This is a genomic window from Eubacterium oxidoreducens (assembly GCF_900104415.1).
Classification (GTDB): domain Bacteria; phylum Bacillota; class Clostridia; order Lachnospirales; family Lachnospiraceae; genus Eubacterium_C; species Eubacterium_C oxidoreducens.
The window spans coordinates 186,052-209,756 of record NZ_FMXR01000006.1; the positions used below are offsets into that span (position 1 = coordinate 186,052).

The window sequence follows — 23,705 nt, forward strand, 5'->3', positions numbered from 1 at the left end:
ACTATCTTCTGATTCCAAGACGTCCAATCAAAGTACGATATCTTTCAATATCAATCTTCTTAAGATATGCAAGAAGACCACGTCTTTGACCTACCATCTTAAGCATACCTCTTCTTGAATGATGATCCTTCGGATGAGCCTTTAAATGCTCTGTAAGTTCTGTAATTCTTGCTGTTAAGATTGCAATCTGAACTTCCGGAGATCCTGTATCATTCGGTGTTCTTCCATACTCGGCAATAATAGCCTGTTTCTTTTCTTTTGCGATCATACTGTTATCCTCCTAAATTGATCATTATGCCCTATAAGCATGGTACTCAGAATATGGTCGGAGTGTCCATAATCCGAATACGGGCAAACTCATGCTTTATTAGAATATCATACACGATTCGGTTTGTAAACTGATTTTTGCTTAAAAATAACTACACACACAAATCGGTGTACGATAATACGCACTAGATACTTTAATTCCATCTCTTTCATTACTTGCGTGAACAATCTGTCCATTTCCAATATAAATAGCCACATGAGAAATGCTACTGCCGCTACCATAGAAGAACAAATCTCCAGGTTGCGCTTTGGAGGCACTGATTCTTGTTCCATAATTTGACTGCGCAGATGATGAATGCGGAAGTCCAACGCCATAACTACCAAGAATACGCATTGTAAATCCGGAACAATCGCATCCGTTCGTAAGTGAGGTTCCGCCCCATACATACGGATTACCAACAAACTGAAGTGCATACTGTACAAGAGCGCTTCTTACATCCGAAACGCCTTCGCCATACTCTACCTCAGTTGCAGTCAATGCATCTTCAAGTTCTACCGATACAGTTACGTATTCTGCTGAAACATAACCTTTCTCACCGTCATACTTGACTTTGATCCATTTCGAACCTTCTTTTAATACCTTAAGCTCGGTATCTTCTCCAACCTGAGCTACAATCGAACTATCCGTGCTTTTTTTTGTTCGGATATTTAATGTCTTTGTGTTGACAGTCGCTACGGTTTTAGCGACTTCTTCCGCACGTTCTTTCGCTGCATCTCCTGTCAAAAGATATTTCGATTTTACCCAGCCTGTTACATCTCCAGACTTGATTTTTGTCCAGCTACCACTTGTTTTTATAATTTCACAAGCTGCATCCTTTTCCAATCTTCCTGCTATATCAGACTCTTTTGAAGCCTTTTTCCGAATATTAATATAATCCTCGCAATCAGCAATTCCCAGATTCGTATATCCATATATCGTATCATCCGATTCTTTTTCCGAAGTATCTGATTCATTCTTGGAAACAGATGCCGTCTTAACTGCCTGCGATTCACTGCTTTCAATTGCATCCGAAAAAACAGATGATGCTCCTGCACTAAGAGATGTCTCATTCTCACTATCAAAAAGAGCACTGCTAACAATCGTTCCTGCGCCGGCGCTAAGCGATGTTTGGGCAGCAAAAGTCGTGATTCCAGTCCCTAAAATCATAACTGCAGACAATCCAAGAATTGTAAATCTAACGTAGATTGATTTCATCTTATCCTCCTAAAACATGCATAAACTTTTATGCACTAAATCCACACTAGTATATCCCCCTTTTATAAAACTGTCAATACTTTTGTAATATTTCTGTAACATTTTAAAAAGCCCTAACTTTGAGGGCTTAGGACAAGCACCTACGCTAACGCTTAGAGGTGGGGGATTTCTCCGACTGAGTTAAATATCTCTTTTTTACCTGCTCAACATCTTGATGAATCTGCTTTTTTAGATCGTCTAATGAATCGTATTTTTTTTCTTCACGGACAAATTCCAATAGTTCAATCTTCACATTTTCTCCATATACATCTTCATGGAATTCGAAAACATGTGTTTCAATCACGCGTGTCGCATCATTGCTAACCGTTGGATTCGTTCCGATATTGGTAATACCATAATATCTTTTTCCTTTTATGGTAATCCGACTTGCATAACCACCATCCGGAGGCAAAAGTTTATCCTGTAAAGGATAAATATTCAAAGTTGGAAACCCGATTGTTCTACCAATTTGTTTTCCTTTTTCTATTGTTCCCATAACAAAATATGGATATCCCAACAATTCTTCCACTGTCTTAAGTTTGTTTTGAATCAAAAGTGTTCGAATTAAAGTGCTTGAAATTTCCTGATTGTCAAATAACACTTTATCCACAACATGCAATTGATAACCATACCGCTGGGACAATCTATCCAATAGATAAATATCACCTTGACGCTGAAATCCAAATCGAAAATCATTTCCCACAATAATGGACTTCACATGTAAATCGTTTACAATTTTATCCAAAAAATCCTCAGCCGGCATACGCATGACCGTTTCCGTAAACGGATATTCGATCAGATAATCAATATGCGTCTGACTAAACACATGGATCTTCTCTTCTTCCGTTGTCAATAGTCTGTCATGTGCATTTTTTACAATCGTATTCGGCGGTGTTTGAAATGAAAAAGCAACCGTCTTTAGTCCCCTTTTTTGTTCTTCGTACAAAAGCTGCATCAAGAACTTATGCCCTTTATGAAGCCCATCAAACTTACCAAAGGAAATTGCAGTCGGCTCTTCAATTGTAAAATTCATATTCCCTTTTATTAACTTCATCACTACTCTTTACGCCAAAATATCTTTTCCGGCTTAAATTCCTTTCGACTTTCCTCATATCGATAAATACCGATAAACGCACCGGATTCATCATATATTCTAACTTTCTGCGGTGGTGTCATTTCCTGACATACCCATTGTTTTTTTAATCGATTGCCATTATATAACACTTTGGAATACTCGTCCATCACAACCGCCTTCGGATATTGTGAAAAAACGCTGTCAACCGGTTTTACAATAGTGTTAACATCTCCACTTTTTACAAGTTCTTCGATTTCATTCAGTGTATACGCATCTTCTAGCATAAAATTATCTACCCGTGTTCGAATCAGTTTTTTCATACACGCGCCGCATTGTGCTATACGACCTGCATCATAACAGATACTTCTAATATATGTCCCTTTCGAACAATGTACTCTAAATTCTACTTCCGGAAGATGGATGTGCAAAATTTCCAAATCATAAATCTGAATTTTTCTTGGTTTTCGTTCTATTTTAATTCCTTCTCTGGCATATTCATACAATTTCTTTCCATTTACCTTAAGCGCAGAATACATTGGCGGAATTTGCATAGATTCACCAACAAATCCATGTAGAATTTCACTGATCCGTTCTTCGTTAACTTCTACCGGTTTCTTGTTGACAACTGTTCCGGAACAATCATAAGTGTCCGTCTCCACCCCCAAAAGCATCGTGGCAATATATTCTTTACTGCGATCTGTAAGCAAATCACAAACTTTTGTTGCAGTCCCCAGACAGATTGGCAAAACACCTGTCGCATCCGGATCTAGCGTTCCTGTATGTCCTATTTTCTTTTGCTTTAAAACCCCTCGAAGCTTAGCTACTACGTCAAAAGAAGTAAAACCAGCTTCCTTGTACACATTGATTATACCATTCATCATGTTAATTGCTTTTTAATCTCCTCAATCAACTTATTCAAAATACTCTTTACGTCGCCCGTCATCGATACACCGGACGCTCTGACATGACCACCGCCGCCAAAGAGGCCACAGATTTTGGCAACATCCACTTTTCCATTCGATCGCAAACTCGCCTTAAATCCATCCGGCGCATTTTGATACAAGAAAATCGCAACTTCAACGCCTTTTGTAATTTGTAATTGATTCACAATTCCTTCTAAGTCTTTCGGCAAGACCTGATACTTATCAAAATCTTCTTGTGTAAGAACAGAGCTTATGATCATGCCTTTCGCATGCAACTCGCTTTTCAAAACAGCATGTGCCATAATTTTATTTTGGGCATATGTCTTAGCAAAAAATGTCTTTTGCACAATTTCCGAATAATCAATCCCTAATTCCATCATCTTTCCGGCAATTTCCATTGTTCGCGCCGAAGTACACGAATACTGAAAGACCCCGGTATCATGAACCATTCCCAAATAAATACATTCTGCAACTTTTTCAGAGATTTTATTTTCATCCAGCATCTCATATAAAACCTCACTTGCCGAACTTTTATCCGGATAAATAAAATTATGCTGCGCAAATCCCTGATTACTTATATGATGATCTACACAGATGGTTGTTTTTGCCTGATCAAAATATTTTCCAGCATCTCCAAGGCGCTCATAATCACTACTGTCCAAAGACAAAAACAAATCATAAGGTTCGTGCGTTGGATACTTAGAATTAATCTTATCTATATTATGCAAAAACAAAAATGTATCCGAATAGGAATCTTCCAGATATAAATCCACCTGTAAAAAAGGATAATTTTCAGTTATATAATTATACGCCCCCAATGTCGAACCTATACAGTCCCCATCCGGACGTATATGACCGGATATTGCAATTGTTTTTATGTCTTTCAAATAATCATCTATTTTTATCATATTACTTCTCCTAAAAACAGCCCCAAAACATACTCTGTTTTGAGGCTGTAAGCACCATGTTATTCTACATCACCAGCTTGATGATTCACCTCATCAATTAATTTTGACATTTTTACACCATATTCAATAGACTGGTCCAACACAAACGTAATCTGAGGTGTGTTTCTTAAGTTAACTGTGTTCGCTAATTGTCTTCTGATATATCCTTCGGCACTCTTCAAACCAGCAAGCGTATCTGCCTGCTCTTTTTCATCACCCAAGACACTAATATATGCCTTTGCACTTTTCAAATCCGGTGCGACCACTACAGAAACAACCGAGGTCATCGGATGAATCCTTGGATCTTTAATTTCATTTCGGATAATATCACTAAGTTCTCTTTGAACCTGTGTGTTAATTCGGGTGTTTTTTATACTGTTTTTTCTCATCTTATCACCTTATCTATCGAGGCACTTCTACCATCTTATAGCCTTCCACGATGTCCATTTCGGCAAAATCATTAAAGTCTTCAAATACAAGACCACATTCATAACCGGCTTTCACTTCCTTAACATCATCTTTGAAACGCTTTAAGGATGCTAGTTTACCTTCATATATCTGCTCTCCTTCACGACTGATTCGAATCAGACAATCTCTTTCGAACGAACCATCAAGAATGTACGATCCGGCAATATTACCCACACCAGAAGCTTTGAAAATCTGACGAATTTCTGCATGACCGATAACCTTTTCTTCAAAGATTGGATCTAGCATTCCCTTCATTGCTTCTTGAACGTCTTCAATCGCATTATAAATTACTTTGTAAAGGCGAACATCAACACCTTCCTGCTCTGCTGTTGTCTTAGCGGATGCGTCCGGACGAACATTAAATCCAATAACAATTGCATTAGATGCAGATGCCAAAATTATATCTGATTCATTAATTGCTCCGACTCCGCCATGAATAACTTTAACAACCACTTCTTCATTAGATAATTTTTCAAGAGACTGCTTTACAGCTTCTACAGAACCTTGCACATCTGCTTTTACTACAATATCAAGCTCTTTTAAATTACCTTCCTGAATACTAGAATATAAATCTTCAAGCGACATTTTTTTCTTTGTCTCTTCAAGTAATTTTTCTTTTCCTTGTGATATAAATGTTTCCGCAAAGCTTCTTGCTTCTTTTTCATTGTCCATTGATACAAAGATTTCACCGGCGTTTGGAACATTACTAAGTCCTAAGATTTCAACCGGCGTTGAAGGAGTTGCAACGCGAACTCTTCTTCCCTTGTCATCAAGCATGGCTCTAACCTTACCATAAGCACTTCCGGCCGCAATCGGTTCTCCAACTTTTAAGGTTCCCTTTTGTACAAGAACGGTTGCAACAACGCCTCGTCCTTTATCAAGCTGAGACTCAATAACAAGACCACGTGCATTTCTATTAGGATTCGCTTTTAACTCTAAAATTTCAGAGGTCAAAAGAATCATTTCAAGGAGCTGATCGATACCTTCTCCTGTATGTGCAGATACCGGTACAAAGATTGTACTTCCACCCCAATCTTCCGGAATCAATTCATATTCTGACAATTCCTGTTTTACACGTTCGATATTAGCAGACGGCTTATCAATCTTATTAATTGCAACAATAATTTCAACTCCGGCTGCTTTCGCATGATTGATGGCTTCAATTGTCTGTGGCATTACACCATCATCAGCAGCAACTACTAAAATCGCAATATCCGTAGAATTGGCACCTCGCATACGCATTGCCGTAAATGCTTCGTGACCCGGCGTATCTAGGAATGTGATGGTCTGATCATTGATTTTAACCACGCTCGCACCAATATGCTGTGTAATTCCACCTGCTTCGCGATCCGTAACATTCGTCTTACGAATTGCATCGAGCAAGGATGTCTTACCATGATCGACATGTCCCATTACACAAACAACTGCCGGTCTTGGCTTCATTAATGCTTCATCCTCTTCTTCTTCTTTCAGAAGTTCCTCAATCACATCAACTTTCACTTCATGCTCGCAAATACAGTTGTACTCAAGCGCAATTTCTTCTGCTTCATCAAAGTCAACTTCCTGATTCACCGTTACCATCTTTCCTTGCATAAAGAGCTGCTTTACAATTGCGGATGCCTGCACTTTCAGAATATCCGCTAAGTCTTTAATGGTAATAGAATCCGGAAGTGTAATGGTTCTAATTACATCCTTATCCACTTCTTGCTTTGGCTGTTGTGGCTGTTTGTGCTTTTTCTTGCCACCATGTTTTTCAAGATTTACATAACGTTCCTGTCTGCGACTGTTGTTATCATAATCTTTACGATTCTTTCGATTATTATCACGGCCTCTTTCATTTCTCTTTCCCTCACCGGATGAAGCGCCTTGTGAAAATCCGCCTAAATCTTTTCCAAATGATTTACCCGAATTCTTTTGACGATCGAAATTACCTCTACCGCCTCGATTTCCATCATTTCGATTGTTTTCACGACGAGGCTGATTGTTCGAGAAATCATTTTTACCATTTCTATCTGTTCTTTGTCCTCTTTCAGAAGATGTATTTTTTCTTTGTCCGTCACGTTCTTGTTTTTTCAAACTGTCAAATATATTACCTTGCTTACGTACATTTGTCGTCTGCGATGCAATACTTGCAATTTTTTGAACATTCTTTTTCTCCGGCATACCTTGTTTATTTTGCTCTGTGGTATTTGGTGTTTTTGTTTTATTCTGCTCCATAGACGTATTTTGAGCATTTGCATTACGTTCTTTATTTGCACGCGGAACCGGTGCTGTCGCTCTTTGGAACCCAGGTCTAAATGAACCATCATCCTCACTTCTTCTGCGACGACGTTCTGAATTTCTTCCTTGATTATTATTATTTCTTCTTCCCTGTCCACCGCTTTTGGTATTTTGCGGATTGAACACTGCTGTAATCGAAGATTTTTTCTTCGGGCGTTCTTTATCATCTTCTGCTTTGTTAGCTGCAGTCTTCTTTTCCTCATCCTGAGCTCCTTCATCAGCAGATGACGTTTTTGCTGCGCCAAAATGTTTTTTTACTTTCTGTATCTCATCATCATCTATACCACTTTGAGATTTTTTCCCAACAATACCTATTTCTTCCAAATAAGCTATGATATCTTTTGCACTTATGTTTAATTCTTTTGCGATTTCATGAATTCTAGCCATATTATTCATTCCCTCCATTATTCAGTTTTTCCGATTCGAGCAATTTTACAATCGCCTTTGCCAAACCTTCATCAGTAACGGCAAGCGATGCTCGAAATTCTTTACCAATACAATGTCCAAGTTCTTCTTTTCCAGCATATTCATAAATCGGCACCATATAGAAATCACACATATTATGAAATTTCTTTTTTGTATTATCTGATGCCTCTTTTGAGACAATCACCAGATATCCATTGCCGCTTTTCACGGCTTTTTCAGTGGCAAACTCACCGCTGACAACATTTCCCGATTTCGTTGCTATCGAAAGCATGGACAATATTTTATTTGCTTTCAATCATTTCCACTTCCTTAAGCAAAGATTGTTTCACTTCATCCGGAACAGCCATTTTAAATGACCGTTCTAGACCTTTGTTTTTTATGCTTTTTTGAAAACAATCCCTGCAAGGGCACAGATATGCTCCTCTTCCGTTCTTACGCCCGGTCTGATCAATAAAGATTCCTTCTTCGTTTTTAATAACTCGAATCAGACTTTTCTTTTCTTTCATTTCATTACAACCAACGCATTTACGCATCGGAACATTTCCTGCCATATTTTATTCCTCTTCCTGCTTTTGAGCTTCTTCTACATCATTTTCTTCAGCAAAGAAGTCTCCATCTTCAAAATCATCCATTTCTTCATAGTCATCGAAATCATTTTGACTTTCCATCTGTTCAAAGATTTCATCAAACTCTCCGGATTCTTTTGCCTGAGTTTCACTTTTAATATCAATCTTGTACTTCGTAAGTCTAGCCGCCAAACGAGCATTTTGTCCTTCACGACCAATTGCAAGTGATAACTGATAATCCGGAACAACAACTTTAGCCGTCTTTTCATCCGAATCTGCCTGAACCAGAATTACTTTTGCCGGACTTAATGCATTTTGAATAAGCATAGCCGGATTTTCATCCCAATTGATAATATCAATTTTTTCACCACGTAATTCCTCTACAATTGCATTAACCCTTGCACCATTCATACCTACGCAGGCTCCTACCGGATCTACATCGTCATCATTAGACCAAACTGCAATCTTAGTTCTGCTTCCTGCTTCTCTTGAAATCGCCATAATTTCAACGATGCCATCACGAATTTCGGTAACTTCTGATTCAAACAATCTCTTTACAAGATTTGGATGAGATCTTGAGACCAAAATCTTAGGTGCTTTTGAACTATCTTTCACATCCACAATATATACCTTGATTCTTTCGGTTGGCTTTAAAACCTCTCCCTTAACCTGTTCTTTTTCAGAAAGAATCGCATCCGCTTTTCCTAAATTCACACTATAAGACGTTCCAATCTTACGCTGAACAATTCCGGTGATAATATCATCTTTCTTTTCCGAATAAATACCGTAAATAGTTTTTCTTTCTTCTTCTCGAATCTTCTGTGTAATTACATTTTTCGCACTCATAGCAGCAATACGACCAAATTCTTTCGAATTAATTTCAATATTAACCACATCATTGACTGCTAACTTTCCATCAATCTTTTGCGCATCGGCAAGTGAAATTTCTGTCACATCGTCTTCAACTTCCTCAACAACAGTCTTTGCCGCCCATACATGAAACTCCCCTGTGTTAACATCGAGTTCCACATTGATGTTTTCAGATTTTCCAAAATGATTTTTGCATGCAATAATAAGAGAATTCTCAATTGCTTCTAGTAATGTATCTCTGCTGATATCTTTTTCCTTTTCAAGTAATTCCAACGCTTTTAACAATTCATTATTCATGATCTATTAGGCCTCCTCTTAAAAATCCAATGCCAAACGAGCAAGCGCTACCTCTTTTTTGGCAAATGTCATTGTTTCATTTTCATTTATCTCTATTGTAATCGTATCCTTATCATACGAACGCAAGATTCCGGTAAATTCTTTGCTATGATTAAGTGCTTTATACAACTTAATCTCAATTTCTTCTCCGATACTTTTTTCAAAATGTCGATTTTTTTTCAGCACCCGACCAAGTCCCGGAGAGCTAACTTCAAAAATATATTGCTCTTTAATATAATCTTCTCTATCAAGAATCTCATTCATCTTTCTTGATACGACTTCACAATCATTAATCGTTATGCCGCCTTCTTTATCAATGTAAATTCTAAGATAATAATCGGCACCTTCTTTAACATATTCAATATCATAAAGTTCAAATCCATATTCTTCTAATATAGGAAGAATATATTCCTCTGTTTTTTGTTCATACTGTTCTCTTTGTGACATTTTCTCACCCTCTTTTCCAGCTTTGCTATGATATTCGAACAAAAACTGAGAGTGGACGAATCCGCCCACTCTCGAAAATTACATTTGTGACTTTAATTATTGTAACACTATTTGCACCTACCTGCAAGGCGTTTTTGCTTTTATTTATTCGAAATATTGGATTTGACCATATTCTAATATTTATTTATAATGCAAATAAATAGATAGTCATTTATTCAAGGAGGAAATAGATTATGGAATTTAGACATCTAGAAGTCTTTGTTGCTGTTGCCGAACTAAAAAGTTTTTCTAAAGCTGCCGAATATTTATATTTGACACAGCCAACGGTCAGTTCGCATATCAATTCTCTCGAAAAAGAACTTCATATAAAATTATTTAATCGCACAACAAAATTTCTACAAATCACACCAGAAGGTGAAGAATTATACAATTATGCCAATCGTATTATACGACTGAAAAATGCTGCTCTCGAATCCATCTCACACGAGCATAATACAACACTGCGTATCGGCGCCTCTTCTCTTCCGGGTAGTCATATGCTTCCTGCAATCATTTCAAAATTCTACCAAAAACACCCGAATGTCAGATTCGACATTCATACCGGTGATAGCAACGAAATTGAAGACCAGGTGATTCGTGGTGTGCTTGATTTTGGACTGGTTGGCTCTAATTCCTATAATTCCAATTGTATTTATGAGCAATTTGCATCAGATGAATTATCCATTGCCATGCCAAACACCGCCGAATATCGAACTATTTTGCTATCTAAAAATCCATTGGGCGAGCTTATGAAAAAACATATAATTGTTCGCGAAAAAGGATCTAATACCTTCTTTCAAGCTCAAAGCTATCTAGCAAAAGATAATATTTATTTCGATACGCTAAACATCATTGCAACAGTTGATGATCCGGAATTGATTTTAAAAATGGTAATTCAAGGTATGGGAATCTCTATCTTCTCTAATCTGGCGATACTGCAGGCAAAAGAAAATGGACAGATTCTTGTCTATCCGCTTCATACCTCTAGCCGCCAATTTTATATCATGTACCAAAAAGAACGTTCCCTTCCGGCCTATGCCGATCAGTTTCTAGAATTTGTAAAAAAACATTCCGACAATTAATTACCGGTCCATTACCGGCTTTGAAAACAAAAAAAAGATTGAGCGAAATGCTCAATCTTTTTTTAACAGCCAGTACGGGAGTCGAACCCGTGATTCCGCCGTGAGAGGGCGGCGTCTTAACCACTTGACCAACTGGCCATCTTTTGTTGTTATCCTTTAACATCTCACATCAGGATCGCTCTCGCGTCACAACAAAAATAATTCTATCTTATTGTCATATAAAAATCAAGTACTTTTTTGATTTTTTTTAACTTTATTTATCATAACCATTTGGATTGTTTTTTTGCCATCTCCAACTATCTTCACACATTTCCAAAATACCATTTTCCGCTACCCATCCAAGCTCTTTTTTAGCTTTGCTTGCATCTGAATAGCACGTTGCAATATCTCCTGCTCTTCTTGGTTTTATCTCATATGGAATCTTTAAATCATTTGCCTTTTCAAAATTCTTAACAATGTCAAGAACGCTATATCCATGACCTGTTCCAAGATTATATATTTCCAAGCCACAATCTTCTTCTAATTTTTTGATTGCCTTCACATGACCTTTTGCCAGGTCAACAACATGAATATAATCTCTAACGCCGGTTCCATCCGGGGTGTCGTAATCATTTCCAAATACGCCAAGCTGCTTTAGCTTACCAACTGCAACCTGTGTGATATATGGCATAAGATTATTCGGAATTCCATTTGGGTTTTCTCCAATCAAACCACTCTTATGCGCTCCAATCGGATTAAAATAGCGAAGCAATATCACATTCCACTGCGGATCGGCTTTTTGAACATCTGTAAGAATCTGTTCTAGCATAGACTTTGTCCATCCATATGGATTGGTACATTGTCCTTTCGGACACTCTTCCGTAATTGGAACAAATACAGGATTGCCATATACCGTTGCCGAAGAAGAAAAAATCATATTCTTTACGCCATTCTTTCTCATTACATCAATCAAAGTCAGGGTTCCCGCAATATTATTTTCATAATATTCCCATGGTTTTTCAACAGATTCTCCAACCGCTTTTAATCCAGCAAAATGAATACAAGCTGTAATTTTTTCCTTTTTCATTACATCTGTCAAAAAATCACGATCCAAAATATCACCTTTATAAAAAGTAACACTCTTACCCGTAATTTTCTCCACTCTTTGCAAAGATACTTCACTGGAATTACTAAGATTATCTACAACAACCACATCATATCCCGCATCTAAAAGTTCCACGCATGTATGACTTCCAATATATCCTGCTCCACCTGTAACCAAAATTGACATAATGTTTCCTCCTACTCGCATCAAAACTCTTTAATCATTCCCCGTTGCCATATCCGGTTTTCGAAAACCAAACAATCTACAACTATGCAAAAACAGCCCCGAAAAATCGGGGCTGAAGAATTGCTATCCGAACAATGTTTATTATAAAACATTACCAATCGGCATTCAAGTTAAATTAAGCTACTTTTTCCTTAGCAAGCTCTACAAGTGAAGCAAAACCTTCTGCATCGTTAACTGCCATTTCAGCAAGCATCTTACGATTGATTTCTACTTCTGCAAGCTTAAGACCATACATGAATTTGCTGTATGAAAGTCCATTTAATCTTGCTGCTGCATTGATACGAGCGATCCAAAGACTTCTAAACTGTCTCTTTCTCTGCTTTCTTCCTGCATAAGAACTTGTTAAAGCTCTCATAACAGACTGCTTAGCAACACGATACTGCTTAGATCTTGCACCTCTGTATCCCTTTGCTAACTTTAATACTCTATTATGTTTCTTCTTTGCGTTTAATCCGCCTTTAATTCTTGCCATGATTTAATTCCTCCTAACAAATAATCTTATAAGTATGGTAATACTTTCTTCATATTCTTTGAGTTTGTCTGATCAGTAACAACTGACTTTCTAAGCTCTCTTTTCTTCTTTGTAGTTTTCTTGGTAAGAATATGACTCTTATAAGCTTTGTTACGAACTAACTTTCCTGTTCCTGTCTTTTTAAAACGCTTTGCAGCTGCTCTTTTTGTCTTTACCTTTGGCATGATAAATTCCTCCTTAATAAACTATTTCTTTTCTACCAACACCATCGACATATTTCTGCCTTCCATCTTTGGTGGTTTCTCCACTTGTGCAATGTCCTCAAGCTTTTCAAGGAAATCGTCAAGGATATGTTTCGATTGCTGTACATGCGCCATCTCACGGCCACGAAAACGCAATGTAACCTTTACCTTATCGCCCTTCTTTAAGAACTTCTTTGCCGCATTTACTTTGGTGTTCAGATCGTTTTCTTCAATATTAGGAGACATACGAATCTCTTTTACTTCAACCGTCTTTTGCTTTTTACGAGCTTCCTTCTCTCTACGAGACATCTCATAACGATATTTGCCATAATCAATAATCTTACATACCGGCGGTTTTGCAGTTGGCGCAACCTTTACTAAATCAAGGTCTGCCTCTTGTGCAAGCTTAAATGCTTCTTTCGAAGACATGATTCCAAGCTGTTCTCCATTCTGACCAATTAGTCGTACTTCTCTGTCTCTGATCTGTTCATTAATAAATAAATCGCTAATGATTTACACCTCCATAAAAAAAGTGGATAGGTAGACTATCCACAAATCAAACGAACACAATAAGTGCTGTTAAGATATAAAAACCCGGGTCGCTTAATACGCCAAGGTGAGAGTGGATACTCTACTTCTTTTCTAACAACTTAATCACTGTACCATACATAATATATAAAGTCAACGTCTAATCTGATTTTTCTTGTGAAAAAATCACTTATCTTTTATAATATAAGAATCATTTCGAAATCTGTCAAGGCAATTTCGATTCCATAGAGAAAGGACATAGATTTATGAATACACCTTGTATTGATTTACATGTACATTCAACAGCTTCAGACGGAACTTTTACTCCGTCTAAACTTATTAAATTAGCAAAAGAAAATAATCTTCAAGCAATAGCACTGACTGATCACGATTCGATAGACGGACTTGCAGAAGCTTCCAACGAATCCGCGAAACAAAATATCGAATTTGTTCCCGGAATTGAATTATCCACAGATCATAACGGAAAAGAACTACATGTGGTTGGTCTGTATATCGATCCAACCAACAAGCAATTAAACGATAATCTTATCACATTTGTAAATGAACGAGACAGTCGAAATGCCAAGATGTGTGAACTACTTCAAAAAGAAGGTTTTGATATTACGATGGAAAAACTTCTTGCATTTGCCGGAACAGGGGTATTAACAAGAGCACATTTTGCCAACTATCTAGTCGACCATGGATATGTCAAAAATATCAAAGCCGTATTTCATGAGTACCTGGGAAATGACTGTCGTTGTTTCGTAGACCGCACACTAATCAAAACCACGAATGCCATTCATCTAATCAAACAGGCCGGCGGGGTTGCTATTTTGGCACATCCCGGACTATATTCTTACGGTGATGATAAAATGCGCAATGCTCTTACTGAATTTAAAGCTGCAGGCCTTGACGGACTTGAAGCCATCTACTCAACTTATACGCCAGCAGATGAACGCTATTTTAAAGGACTGGCGAAAGAATATGACTTATTAATCTCCGGCGGTTCTGATTTTCACGGAACCAATAAACCGGACATCAAACTCGGAACCGGAAAAGGCTCTATGTTTATTTCGTACGAAATTTTACAAACCATAAAAAATTATCACAACAGGCGACATTAACTTACAAAAAGCAGAAAAAGTGTTTCGTACTTTTTCTGCTTTTACTATATTACAAATTCATGAATGATTTGGGCGATTCCATCATGATTGTTGTCGGATTTCGTAATACAATCTGCCTTTTTAAGGATATCCTGATTCGAATTACACATTGCAACTCCAAGCCCTGCCATTTCAATCATTGAAACATCATTTTCCTCATTTCCGATTGCAATCGTATCTTCTTTTTTTATCCCCAATAATTCACAAGCCGCAAGCATAGCATGACCTTTCGACGAATCAAGTGGTACATACTCAAGATACTCCGGTGTCGAAAAAAAGCTTAAACACTTTCCTTCCATAAGGCGATCGCCTTCTTCTTTAAATCGTACAAGTGCATCATGATTTTCAAGATTCGAAAGCAACACCTTTGTTGGATTCTCAATTCCCTCTGGAAATTCTTCACGGCATTCATAAGGAATTCCTGTAAGATGAACATATTGATACAACTGTTCTCTTACTCGTCTGGTTAATACTTTCTCATCCGAATATGTCTGTATATATTCTCCGTATTCATCTGCCAAATCAAATAATTTTTGCACCAGAGATACATCCATTGTTTTCCTTACCAAAACCTTATCGCGATCCAGATCATATAAGATGCCACCATTCATGGCTATAAGTAAACTATCCGGAACTTGCGGAAGATATTGCTTCGCACATCTTCTTGCACTCGATAGAGGTCTACCACTGGCAATCATAACTTTATGTCCGGCTCTTACCGCTTCTTCAATTGCAAGCAGATTCGCCCTTGTTACGGTCTTGTCATCTGTCAAAAGTGTTCCGTCAAGATCGAGTACCAACAATTTCTGTGCCATCTATCTTTCCTCACAGCTTCCAAGAACATGATTAATAAATTGCTGCGCTGTACGACCAGACAAACCACCATGACTTAATTCCCATTTATTAGCTTCTTCCAAAAGCAACTGTGTATCCATTGTGATACCATGTTTTTGTGCTAACACCTCTACAATTTGCTTAAATTCTTTTTTATCCGGTGCGCAAAAGAATATCTGCACTCCAAATCTAGAAACCAAAGACAATTTTTCTTGTACGGTATCAGATGCATGCAAGTCATCACGTCTTTCTTCTTTATCCGAGAATTTTTCACGCACAAGATGACGACGATTAGATGTTGCATAAATCAATACATTATCCGGCTTCTTTTCCAGCCCGCCTTCAATAACAGCCTTTAAATATTTATATTCTATCTCAAATTCCTCAAATGACAAATCATCCATATAAATGATAAATTTATAATTTCGATTTTTTATCTGTGCAATCACTTCGTTCAGGTCTTTAAACTGATGCTTATAGACTTCAATAAGACGCAATCCCTGATCGTAATACTGATTTACAATCGCTTTAATACTTGAAGACTTACCGGTTCCGGCATCCCCATACAGCAAACAGTTATTTGCACTATATCCTTTTACAAAACTTTCTGTATTGGCAATCAGTTTCTTCTTCGGAATCTCATACCCTACAAGATCATCTAACGATACATGCGCAATATTGGAAATCGGAGTGATAACCGGACGGTCATCCACCCGTGTAATACGAAAGGCTTTATGGAGTCCAAGTTCGCCAACGCCAAATCGTTTATAAAATTCTGTTACATACTCCATAAACTCTATTTCGTCTTTTGATTTTGGCAAATCCTTAGATAATTGCACAATTCGATCCCGAATCCGTTTGTTAAACACCTTAGAATTGTCATTCACATTTTCATAGTGTTCCATCACCGCTACAAATTCTTTCGGAAATCCTTTTGTACTAAAATCAAATGCAAACAATTCCCTAAAAATCTCAAAATCATGAATCGCAAGTGGATTTATGCTTCCCTCCACTTTTCCTTTTCCTTCGCAAGCAAGGCTAAAAGAATTCTCATTGTTAGCGATTAAAAAAGCCAAATAATTATGCCAAATATTACCTTCAAATCCATAAGATGAAGCCAGTTCAATTAATTGATGAAATGATTCATAAAAAAGCGCCTCATGATTTTCACATCCCTCATCCATCAATGTGCAAAAGTTCTCAAGCACATCTCCATGTTTGAATTCTTTAAATATTACAAATTTCGTTATTAACTTCATATTCCTTTTCCACCTACTCTGTTTGTTTATGCATTTTATAGCAACCTAGAATCTGTACATTTCCTGCTTCCGTCAAAAGTCCAATCAGCGCATTTGCCATCGCATCATCCTCAAGCGTTCCATCGACTTCTACAAAAAATCTATATTCAAAATTACGCCCCGGAATCGGTCTTGAACTAATCTTAGTAAGATTTAATCCATTATAAATAAAATGTGAGAGCATATAATATAAAGAACCACTCTTATTTGGAAGTTCAAAACTGATCGTTACTTTATCCGCATCTTTCGTATAGACTTCATCTTTCGAAACAATAATAAACAAGGTCGCATTCGTATCAACATTTATAATATCTTCACTTAGAATTTCAAGATTGTAAATATCAGCATTAAGCCTGTTGCCAATGGACGCTTTGGTAATATCACCACTGTCTTTTACCCGCATAGCTGCCACAGCTGTATTTTCAACCTTAACCTGTTTCATCTGACGATTACTATTCAAAAAAATAGAACATTGACTAAGCGCTTGCGGATGTGAAACCACTTCTTTTATATCTGAAATCTTTGATCCCGGCAAACCAAGAAGTGCATGTCTAATAGGAATCAGCATTTCCCCAACGATATGATGACCATATTCCGTCATTAAATCATAATTTTCCGAAATATCTCCTGCTGTTGTATTCTCAATCGGTAAAACCGCATAATCAGCCTCGCCTGATTTTAACGCTTCCATTGCATCCCGCCAGGTCTCCACATGATATGAATTATCCGGCTCATGAAAAAAAGCATTCATTGCAACCTGCGAATACGCACCATCGGTTCCTTGAAATACAATGGTCTTTCCATGGATTCCAAGTTCATCAATTTTTTGAAATCCCAAATCGTAAACGCCTTTTTTTTCACGAATCAATTGGTACTGGCGCTTTCGGGAAATAGACATAATCTGCTCATACAACTCTTTGATTGCTTCATTTTCAAAGTCACTTGCTGCAGCAGAACATACCTGTTTCATCTTCGTTTCCTCTCTGGCATGATCTTGTACTTCCATTGACGCATCAATCTTATAAGATGCGACCTGCTCTGATAGTTTCATTCTATGACAATAAAGTTTCACAAGTTGATCGTCTGTTTCATCAATTTGCCTTCTGATTTCTTCTAAGTCCATGCCCCGAAAAGCCTCCTTCATTCTATCCTTTAGACCCAATAATTCTTTGTATTTTAATACCCGTTATACTATAATATTTATAAGGAGTAACGATAATCCTAAGTGATTATACTACTATAGTAAGATATCTCGCAAGTATCATAAAAGTTACTTGCTATACTTAGAAGAGGGGCATTATATGAGAAGCGAAGTACGAAAATTTCTAATCATTATTATTATCGTTGTGGCAGGGGTTATTGCCTTACTGGTTTTTAAAGAAACTCATAATTTCACGAAGCTTAATGACGAATATGTAAATGGAAACACTGACGGTAATTTATACAATTATGGATTGTTTTGTGAATACGAAGATACCATCTATTTTGCCAATCCTTCCGATAATTTTCGGCTTTATTCCATGGACTTTACCGGCAACAATCTGCAAAAGCTTTGTGATGATGCCGTCTATTCTATTAACGCAGATGCCAATTATCTGTATCTGATCCGTGACAACTCCGAATCGACCGATTACATGTCCTTTATGCATTATAACAATTATGCCTTATATCGATGTGAACACGATGGCTCCAATATGAAAGTTATGGATGCAAACCCTTGTCTATATGCAAGTCTGGTCGGTAATTATATCTATTATCTGCATTATGATGATGAGGTTGCTACGAAGACATATCGCGTATGCATTAATCTTGACGATCCTGAAGAAGTCTTTAATGAACCGAATTATACCTGCAGCACCAAAAATGAGTCTATTTATTATGTCGGCACCGATCATGATCACGACATTCACAAATTAAATACCGAAACCAACACAAAAACCACCATCAAAACCGGCAATTATTGGTTGGTTCAGGAAAATGGCGGATTCCTATATTACCTTGATAACACCGATGGATATAAATTAAAACGTGTCTTATTATCCGATCCGCAAAATTCCGAAGAAACGCTTGTAAACGGATGGGTAGAAAACTATAATACACTCGGTAATATTCTTTTCTATCAATATCATGAAAATTCCGGAACAAACTCCGGTCTTTATCGAATGGATCTGTCTACTTTAGAGTCAACCTTGATTATTAGTGGTGAATACAAGAATATCAACTGTACCAGCACCTATACCTATTTTCAAGACTATAACGATTCTAAAACCATGTATATGGTTCCAACTTCCGGCAATACCGCTTACAGTGTCTTCTCACCGTAAAGGTTTTCAAGCCAAATTGAAAGACAAGGATTTACACCCTTGTCTTTTTATTATACGAAATCGAATAATGATAATTGATTCGTCTCCGGCAAATCACTTAAAATTCCAAGTTCTACCATAAGTTCAATTACGGTCTTACTTGCCTTAGTCCTTTGTCTAAAATCATCTCGTGACAAGAATTCACCATTCTTAGCTGCATCTTCTACTGCATCCGCTGCCTTGTCACCAAGACCTTCAATTGAGGAAATACTTGGCATTAATTTTCCATCAATAACCTGAAAATAATGAGCCTTCGCTTTATAAATATCAAAATCACAAAATTCAAATCCACGAGCATACATTTCCTGAACAATACGCATGTCCTTCACAGTATCGAGCTCTTTTTTTGATGGATCTTCTTTTTTCAGGATTTTATCCATCTCATATTCGAGACGTTCTTTTCCCTGACACATTAATTCATAACTAAATGCAGTTGCTCGAATCGAGAAAAAAGCGGCATAATATGCCAGCGGATAATAAACTTTAAAATATGCAATTCTCCATGCCATCATAACATAAGCTGCAGCATGCGCTTTAGGGAACATGTATTTAATCTTCTTACACGACCAGATATACCAATCCGGAACATTATGTTCCTTCATGATTTCTTCCCATTCCGGTTTTAATCCTTTTCCTTTTCGCACTGCTTCCATAATGGTAAAGGATTGCTCACTTTCTACTCCCATACTAATCAAATAGGTCATAATATCATCACGGGTACAAATTGCGGTTGCAATAGTTGCATTTCCCTGTCGTATTAATTCCTGAGCATTTCCAAGCCATACATCCGTTCCATGTGAAAGTCCTGATATACGTATTAAATCAGAGATCGATTGCGGTTTTGTGTCGATCAACATTTGAATAACAAAATCGGTACCAAATTCCGGGATGCCAAGCGAACCTAACGGAACCCCGCTAATATCATCCGGCTTGATTTCCAAAGCACTTGTATCCTGAAACAGGGACATCACTTTTTTATCATCAAATGGAATTGAAGTCGCATCAATTCCGGTCAGATCTTCGAGCATTCGAATCATGGTTGGATCGTCGTGCCCAAGTATATCAAGTTTTAGCAAGTTGTGATCGATGGAATGGTAATCAAAATGTGTGGTTATAACATCCGTTGTCATGTCATTTGCAGGGTGTTGAATCGGCGTAAAGGAATTCATATCTTCCCCCATCGGTAATACTACAATTCCTCCGGGATGCTGGCCGGTAGTTCGTTTTATCCCCACGCACCCTTGCACAATTCTGTCAATCTCACAATTTCTTTTTGATACGCCATGCTCTTCATAATATTTTTTCACATAACCAAATGCTGTCTTATCCGCCAACGCACCTATTGTTCCGGCTCTAAAGGTCTGTCCTTCTCCAAAGATTACCTCCGTATATCGATGCGCCTTACCTTGATAATCTCCGGAAAAATTAAGGTCGATATCCGGCTCTTTATTTCCTTTAAACCCAAGGAATGTTTCAAAAGGAATATCAAACCCATCTTTTACAAGCTTGTGTCCGCAGACCGGACAATCTTTATCCGGCAAGTCACATCCGGAGCGGCCGGCATACTTTTTCACTTCTTCTGAATCAAAATCAGAATATTGACAATTCTCACATCGATAATGCGGGCTAAGCGGATTAACTTCTGTAATTCCCGACATTGTTGCAACAAATGACGAACCAACCGAGCCTCGAGAGCCAACAAGATAACCATCTTCATTTGACTTCCAAACAAGTTTTTGCGCAATGATATACATAACGGCATAACCGTTTGATATGATGGAATTCAATTCTCTGTCCAGGCGCTCTTGTACAATTTCCGGCAATTGTTCTCCATACATTTCATGTGCTTTATTATTACAGATTTCTCGAAGCAACTGATCGGAATTCTCAATAACCGGAGGACATTTATCCGGCCTTACCGGCGTAATCTTTTCACACATATCCGCGATTTTATTCGTATTTGTAATGACTACCTCTATTGCCTTTTCGCTTCCAAGATATTCAAGCTCTTCTATCATCTCCTCTGTTGTTCGAAGAAATAAAGGTGCCTGATCATCCGCATCTTTAAAACCTTTCCCCGCCATAATGATTCTTCGGTATACTTCATCTTCCGGATTCATAAAATGAACATCACAGGTGGCAACAACCATTTTGTTAAATTGTTCTCCAAGTTTTACAATTTGTCGATTAATATCCTTAATATCTTCAATACTTGAAAGACGTGGTTTATCCCCGCGAATCATAAATTCATTATTTCCAACCGGCTGAATTTCTAAATAATCATAAAAATTCACTAATCTGGCGATTTCTTGTTTGGACTTTCCATCCAAAAGAGCCTGGTACAATTCGCCGGCCTCACAAGCCGATCCAATTATCAACCCTTCCGAATATTTTAAGTATTCACTTTTCGGAATTCTTGGTCTTCGGTAATAATACTTAAGATGAGACATCGAAACCAATCGATATAAATTAATACGACCAATTGTATTTGTCGCAATAATAATCGCATGATATGTCGAAAGCTTTTTAACTCGTTCCGGTGAAGATGCCGCCAATTCATTTAATTCTTTAAGATTGGTAATTCCCATATCTTCTAACATGGCAATCTGCTTTAATAAAATATTGGCGGTGCACTCTGCATCATCAACTGCCCGATGGTGATGCTCTAAGGATACCCCAAGTTTTTTGGCAACATTATCCAGCGTAAACTTCGCAACATCCGGCATTAAAAGTCTTGCAATTTGCATGGTATCCGTAACTGTAAATGCACAAGAAAGCCCAAGATCTTCACTATTCTTTCGAATAAATCCCATATCAAAATCGGCATTATGCGCAACCACTACGCAATCCTTACAAAAATCAAGAAACTTTACAAGAACCTCATCAATAACCGGAGCGCTCATTACCATCTCATCCGTAATTGATGTAAGATTTTGAATTTCGAATGGAATCGGCTGATTCGGATTCACAAAACTCGAAAAACGATCCACAATATTACCGCCCGAAATCTTCACAGCACCAATTTCAATAATTTTACAATTAAGCGGCGAAAGCCCGGTTGTCTCAATATCAAAAACAACAAAGTCAGAATGGAAATTCTGCCCATTCTCATCAATAACGATATCTTGAAGATCATCTACCAGATACGCTTCCACTCCATAAATTACTTTAAAATCATCCTCGAGACTGATTGTATGATGCGCATCCGTAAATGCCTGCACACAGCCGTGATCTGTAATCGCAAGAGCCTTGTGCCCCCACTTCTTAGCCTGATTAATCAAATCCTTTACATCCGTAACCGCATCCATTTCCGACATCTTGGTGTGACAATGAAGTTCTACTCTCTTTTGCGGATAAGTATCTTCTCTCGAAGTTGTAAAATCTGCAATTTTCATAATTCCAAATATAGAACTGAACATGATTTCCTTATCATATAAGTCCATACTGGCAAATCCTTTTAGTTTTACAAACTTTCCACTACTGATTTCACCTTTTATATCATCAAGTTGCTCCGGTTTTAAAAATAGTTTTGCACGAATCGTGTCCGTAAAATCCGTTAAAGAAAATGTCAACAAATGTTTGCCACTACGTAGTTCTCTATCATCTACCATTATAATCTTACCTTTCACAGTAAGATCTCCCGGTTCTTCTCCTATTGATGAAATCGATACGGGTTCATCTTCAAATTCACGTCCATAGATGACATCCGGATTATCTGACTTTTTAGCCTGAAAAGAAAATGATTTTTTGGCTCCTCCATTGTATTTTTTTTGCATAACGGTTGAAGTTGACTGTTTGGATGATTCCTTATGCTCAGACTTTGTCGTGTTATCATCCGCCACTGCTTCTAGTTCTTTGTTTTGATAAAGCATTGTTCTTGATAGAATTTGTTGAATTTCAATATCCATCTTACGATCAGCAATTTCCTTGTATTTGCTTTCAGCAGGTTCAAAATAATCTACCTCACAATGGAATTTCAAACCACATCTGTCATAGAACACCTTATCAAAATACGCAATCAAATGGTTCGCATTTTCTCGGGACATCATTGTATCCTCCAGCGAAAGATGCATCGTGTCTTCTTCATCAAAAGAAACCTTTGCCTTTTTTAGTACAAGATAATAAAAACGATTGATAGATTTTAGTTCCAAAAGCATACTTTCTAAATACATCTCGTATAAATTCTTACAATTATATTGCTTAGAAAGTACAAAATGCTCATAGACCTTAACTTGTGTCTCTTCTTCCTTAAAAATCTGCTCCTTCACACATTCTTCTAGCGCAAAAATTGCGGCTTTATCAATCAAATGTGTTGCACTGATTTTAATTCGAAACATTGTCTTGGATTTATTGATTGACAACTGTTCAACCGTAACCTCCTCAAACATTTCCTGCATTTTTTTACTTAATTTAAGACTTGCAAATACTTCTGTAAATGCCTTTTCCATCCAATCA

General features: G+C 37.5%; 22 protein-coding genes and 1 tRNA gene. 3 read left to right on the forward strand and 20 right to left on the reverse strand.

All coding sequences use genetic code 11. From position 1 onward, the window contains the following. Position 1: 1 nt before the first annotated feature. The 11 genes from rpsO to rimP all read right to left on the reverse strand — a co-directional run bounded on the left by rpsO (position 2) and on the right by rimP (position 9,899). Positions 2 to 268 carry a 30S ribosomal protein S15 gene (gene rpsO, locus BLS20_RS03820; protein ID WP_090172378.1) on the reverse strand — a complete coding sequence of 89 codons (267 nt, stop codon included), beginning with the start codon at positions 266 to 268 and terminating at the stop codon, positions 2 to 4. A 141-nt stretch (positions 269 to 409) separates the two neighbouring features. Then, a complete protein-coding gene (locus tag BLS20_RS03825) occupies positions 410 to 1,522 on the reverse strand; it encodes a C40 family peptidase (protein ID WP_242870519.1) in 1,113 nt (370 codons plus the stop codon). 145 nt (positions 1,523 to 1,667) lie between these two features. Further along, positions 1,668 to 2,594: a bifunctional riboflavin kinase/FAD synthetase gene (locus BLS20_RS03830; RefSeq protein ID WP_176762277.1), complete on the reverse strand. Its 927-nt coding sequence runs from the start codon at positions 2,592 to 2,594 to the stop codon at positions 1,668 to 1,670. Between the two features lie 23 nt (positions 2,595 to 2,617). After that, complete coding sequence (gene truB, locus BLS20_RS03835) at positions 2,618 to 3,517, reverse strand: tRNA pseudouridine(55) synthase TruB (RefSeq protein WP_090172382.1); 900 nt, start codon at positions 3,515 to 3,517, stop codon at positions 2,618 to 2,620. Next, entirely contained in the window at positions 3,514 to 4,467 is a 954-nt protein-coding gene (locus BLS20_RS03840) for a DHH family phosphoesterase (protein WP_090172385.1), read from the reverse strand. The genes truB and BLS20_RS03840 overlap by 4 nt, the downstream gene beginning before the upstream one ends. 59 nt (positions 4,468 to 4,526) lie before the next feature. Next, positions 4,527 to 4,895 (reverse strand): 30S ribosome-binding factor RbfA, encoded by a 369-nt coding sequence (rbfA, locus tag BLS20_RS03845; RefSeq protein ID WP_090172386.1) that lies wholly within the window; start codon positions 4,893 to 4,895, stop codon positions 4,527 to 4,529. A gap of 13 nt (positions 4,896 to 4,908) precedes the next feature. Further along, positions 4,909 to 7,641, reverse strand: a complete 2,733-nt coding sequence (gene infB / locus BLS20_RS03850) for a translation initiation factor IF-2 (protein ID WP_090172388.1) — start codon at positions 7,639 to 7,641, stop codon at positions 4,909 to 4,911. A gap of 1 nt (position 7,642) precedes the next feature. Continuing rightward, complete coding sequence (locus BLS20_RS03855) at positions 7,643 to 7,975, reverse strand: L7Ae/L30e/S12e/Gadd45 family ribosomal protein (protein WP_242870520.1); 333 nt, start codon at positions 7,973 to 7,975, stop codon at positions 7,643 to 7,645. After that, entirely contained in the window at positions 7,962 to 8,231 is a 270-nt protein-coding gene (gene rnpM, locus BLS20_RS03860) for an RNase P modulator RnpM (RefSeq protein WP_176762278.1), read from the reverse strand. The genes BLS20_RS03855 and rnpM overlap by 14 nt, the downstream gene beginning before the upstream one ends. A 3-nt stretch (positions 8,232 to 8,234) precedes the next feature. Further along, positions 8,235 to 9,413 (reverse strand): transcription termination factor NusA, encoded by a 1,179-nt coding sequence (gene nusA, locus BLS20_RS03865; RefSeq protein WP_090172390.1) that lies wholly within the window; start codon positions 9,411 to 9,413, stop codon positions 8,235 to 8,237. 18 nt (positions 9,414 to 9,431) lie between these two features. Beyond that, positions 9,432 to 9,899, reverse strand: a complete 468-nt coding sequence (gene rimP, locus BLS20_RS03870; RefSeq protein WP_090172392.1) for a ribosome maturation factor RimP — start codon at positions 9,897 to 9,899, stop codon at positions 9,432 to 9,434. 233 nt (positions 9,900 to 10,132) lie between these two features. Here rimP and BLS20_RS03875 point away from each other — a divergent pair, with 233 nt between their 5' ends. Beyond that, entirely contained in the window at positions 10,133 to 11,020 is an 888-nt protein-coding gene (locus tag BLS20_RS03875; protein ID WP_090172395.1) for a selenium metabolism-associated LysR family transcriptional regulator, read from the forward strand. Between the two features lie 66 nt (positions 11,021 to 11,086). Here BLS20_RS03875 and BLS20_RS03880 read toward each other — a convergent pair. The 5 genes from BLS20_RS03880 to infC all read right to left on the reverse strand — a co-directional run bounded on the left by BLS20_RS03880 (position 11,087) and on the right by infC (position 13,559). Further along, a tRNA-Glu gene (locus BLS20_RS03880) sits at positions 11,087 to 11,158 on the reverse strand. A 115-nt stretch (positions 11,159 to 11,273) separates the two neighbouring features. Beyond that, a complete protein-coding gene (galE, locus tag BLS20_RS03885; RefSeq protein WP_090172398.1) occupies positions 11,274 to 12,290 on the reverse strand; it encodes a UDP-glucose 4-epimerase GalE in 1,017 nt (338 codons plus the stop codon). A 175-nt stretch (positions 12,291 to 12,465) separates the two neighbouring features. Further along, positions 12,466 to 12,822, reverse strand: a complete 357-nt coding sequence (gene rplT / locus BLS20_RS03890; protein ID WP_090172400.1) for a 50S ribosomal protein L20 — start codon at positions 12,820 to 12,822, stop codon at positions 12,466 to 12,468. A gap of 26 nt (positions 12,823 to 12,848) precedes the next feature. Continuing rightward, positions 12,849 to 13,046, reverse strand: a complete 198-nt coding sequence (gene rpmI / locus BLS20_RS03895) for a 50S ribosomal protein L35 (RefSeq protein WP_090172402.1) — start codon at positions 13,044 to 13,046, stop codon at positions 12,849 to 12,851. 21 nt (positions 13,047 to 13,067) lie between these two features. After that, positions 13,068 to 13,559 carry a translation initiation factor IF-3 gene (infC, locus tag BLS20_RS03900; RefSeq protein ID WP_090172404.1) on the reverse strand — a complete coding sequence of 164 codons (492 nt, stop codon included), beginning with the start codon at positions 13,557 to 13,559 and terminating at the stop codon, positions 13,068 to 13,070. Positions 13,560 to 13,858: 299 nt separating this feature from the next. Here infC and BLS20_RS03905 point away from each other — a divergent pair, with 299 nt between their 5' ends. Continuing rightward, entirely contained in the window at positions 13,859 to 14,716 is an 858-nt protein-coding gene (locus tag BLS20_RS03905) for a PHP domain-containing protein (protein ID WP_090172406.1), read from the forward strand. Positions 14,717 to 14,760: 44 nt separating this feature from the next. On the opposite strand, the gene BLS20_RS03910 is transcribed toward BLS20_RS03905, so the two are convergent. Genes BLS20_RS03910 through BLS20_RS03920 form a run of 3 tightly spaced genes read right to left on the reverse strand, consistent with a single transcriptional unit; the run spans position 14,761 to position 18,010 of the window. Continuing rightward, positions 14,761 to 15,570: a Cof-type HAD-IIB family hydrolase gene (locus BLS20_RS03910; protein WP_090172408.1), complete on the reverse strand. Its 810-nt coding sequence runs from the start codon at positions 15,568 to 15,570 to the stop codon at positions 14,761 to 14,763. Beyond that, positions 15,571 to 16,848 carry an ATP-binding protein gene (locus BLS20_RS03915; RefSeq protein ID WP_090172410.1) on the reverse strand — a complete coding sequence of 426 codons (1,278 nt, stop codon included), beginning with the start codon at positions 16,846 to 16,848 and terminating at the stop codon, positions 15,571 to 15,573. Between the two features lie 13 nt (positions 16,849 to 16,861). Next, on the reverse strand, positions 16,862 to 18,010 hold the full coding sequence (locus BLS20_RS03920; protein WP_090172412.1) for a bifunctional chorismate mutase/prephenate dehydratase: 1,149 nt from the start codon (positions 18,008 to 18,010) through the stop codon (positions 16,862 to 16,864). A 178-nt stretch (positions 18,011 to 18,188) separates the two neighbouring features. On the opposite strand from BLS20_RS03920, the gene BLS20_RS03925 reads away from it, so the two are divergent. Next, positions 18,189 to 19,211: a DUF5050 domain-containing protein gene (locus BLS20_RS03925; protein WP_090172414.1), complete on the forward strand. Its 1,023-nt coding sequence runs from the start codon at positions 18,189 to 18,191 to the stop codon at positions 19,209 to 19,211. Between the two features lie 50 nt (positions 19,212 to 19,261). Here the strand turns inward: BLS20_RS03925 and BLS20_RS03930 are convergent, their stop codons facing one another. Continuing rightward, a complete protein-coding gene (locus tag BLS20_RS03930; RefSeq protein WP_090172616.1) occupies positions 19,262 to 23,698 on the reverse strand; it encodes a PolC-type DNA polymerase III in 4,437 nt (1,478 codons plus the stop codon). Positions 23,699 to 23,705 lie beyond the last annotated feature (7 nt).

What these genes read in the sequence shown, in the direction of transcription:
- BLS20_RS03825 (WP_242870519.1), bottom strand. Translation starts at nt 1,522, where the DNA reads ATGAAATCAATCTACGTTAGATTTACAATTCTTGGATTGTCTGCAGTT.
- truB (WP_090172382.1), bottom strand. Translation starts at nt 3,517, where the DNA reads ATGATGAATGGTATAATCAATGTGTACAAGGAAGCTGGTTTTACTTCT.
- BLS20_RS03840 (WP_090172385.1), bottom strand. Translation starts at nt 4,467, where the DNA reads ATGATAAAAATAGATGATTATTTGAAAGACATAAAAACAATTGCAATA.
- rnpM (WP_176762278.1), bottom strand. Translation starts at nt 8,231, where the DNA reads ATGGCAGGAAATGTTCCGATGCGTAAATGCGTTGGTTGTAATGAAATG.
- infB (WP_090172388.1), bottom strand. Translation starts at nt 7,641, where the DNA reads ATGGCTAGAATTCATGAAATCGCAAAAGAATTAAACATAAGTGCAAAA.
- BLS20_RS03930 (WP_090172616.1), bottom strand. Translation starts at nt 23,698, where the DNA reads ATGGAAAAGGCATTTACAGAAGTATTTGCAAGTCTTAAATTAAGTAAA.
- rpsO (WP_090172378.1), bottom strand. Translation starts at nt 268, where the DNA reads ATGATCGCAAAAGAAAAGAAACAGGCTATTATTGCCGAGTATGGAAGA.
- rimP (WP_090172392.1), bottom strand. Translation starts at nt 9,899, where the DNA reads ATGTCACAAAGAGAACAGTATGAACAAAAAACAGAGGAATATATTCTT.
- BLS20_RS03905 (WP_090172406.1), top strand. Translation starts at nt 13,859, where the DNA reads ATGAATACACCTTGTATTGATTTACATGTACATTCAACAGCTTCAGAC.
- BLS20_RS03830 (WP_176762277.1), bottom strand. Translation starts at nt 2,594, where the DNA reads ATGAATTTTACAATTGAAGAGCCGACTGCAATTTCCTTTGGTAAGTTT.
- rplT (WP_090172400.1), bottom strand. Translation starts at nt 12,822, where the DNA reads ATGGCAAGAATTAAAGGCGGATTAAACGCAAAGAAGAAACATAATAGA.
- BLS20_RS03920 (WP_090172412.1), bottom strand. Translation starts at nt 18,010, where the DNA reads ATGGACTTAGAAGAAATCAGAAGGCAAATTGATGAAACAGACGATCAA.
- nusA (WP_090172390.1), bottom strand. Translation starts at nt 9,413, where the DNA reads ATGAATAATGAATTGTTAAAAGCGTTGGAATTACTTGAAAAGGAAAAA.
- BLS20_RS03925 (WP_090172414.1), top strand. Translation starts at nt 18,189, where the DNA reads ATGAGAAGCGAAGTACGAAAATTTCTAATCATTATTATTATCGTTGTG.
- rbfA (WP_090172386.1), bottom strand. Translation starts at nt 4,895, where the DNA reads ATGAGAAAAAACAGTATAAAAAACACCCGAATTAACACACAGGTTCAA.
- BLS20_RS03915 (WP_090172410.1), bottom strand. Translation starts at nt 16,848, where the DNA reads ATGAAGTTAATAACGAAATTTGTAATATTTAAAGAATTCAAACATGGA.
- rpmI (WP_090172402.1), bottom strand. Translation starts at nt 13,046, where the DNA reads ATGCCAAAGGTAAAGACAAAAAGAGCAGCTGCAAAGCGTTTTAAAAAG.
- BLS20_RS03910 (WP_090172408.1), bottom strand. Translation starts at nt 15,570, where the DNA reads ATGGCACAGAAATTGTTGGTACTCGATCTTGACGGAACACTTTTGACA.
- BLS20_RS03875 (WP_090172395.1), top strand. Translation starts at nt 10,133, where the DNA reads ATGGAATTTAGACATCTAGAAGTCTTTGTTGCTGTTGCCGAACTAAAA.
- galE (WP_090172398.1), bottom strand. Translation starts at nt 12,290, where the DNA reads ATGTCAATTTTGGTTACAGGTGGAGCAGGATATATTGGAAGTCATACA.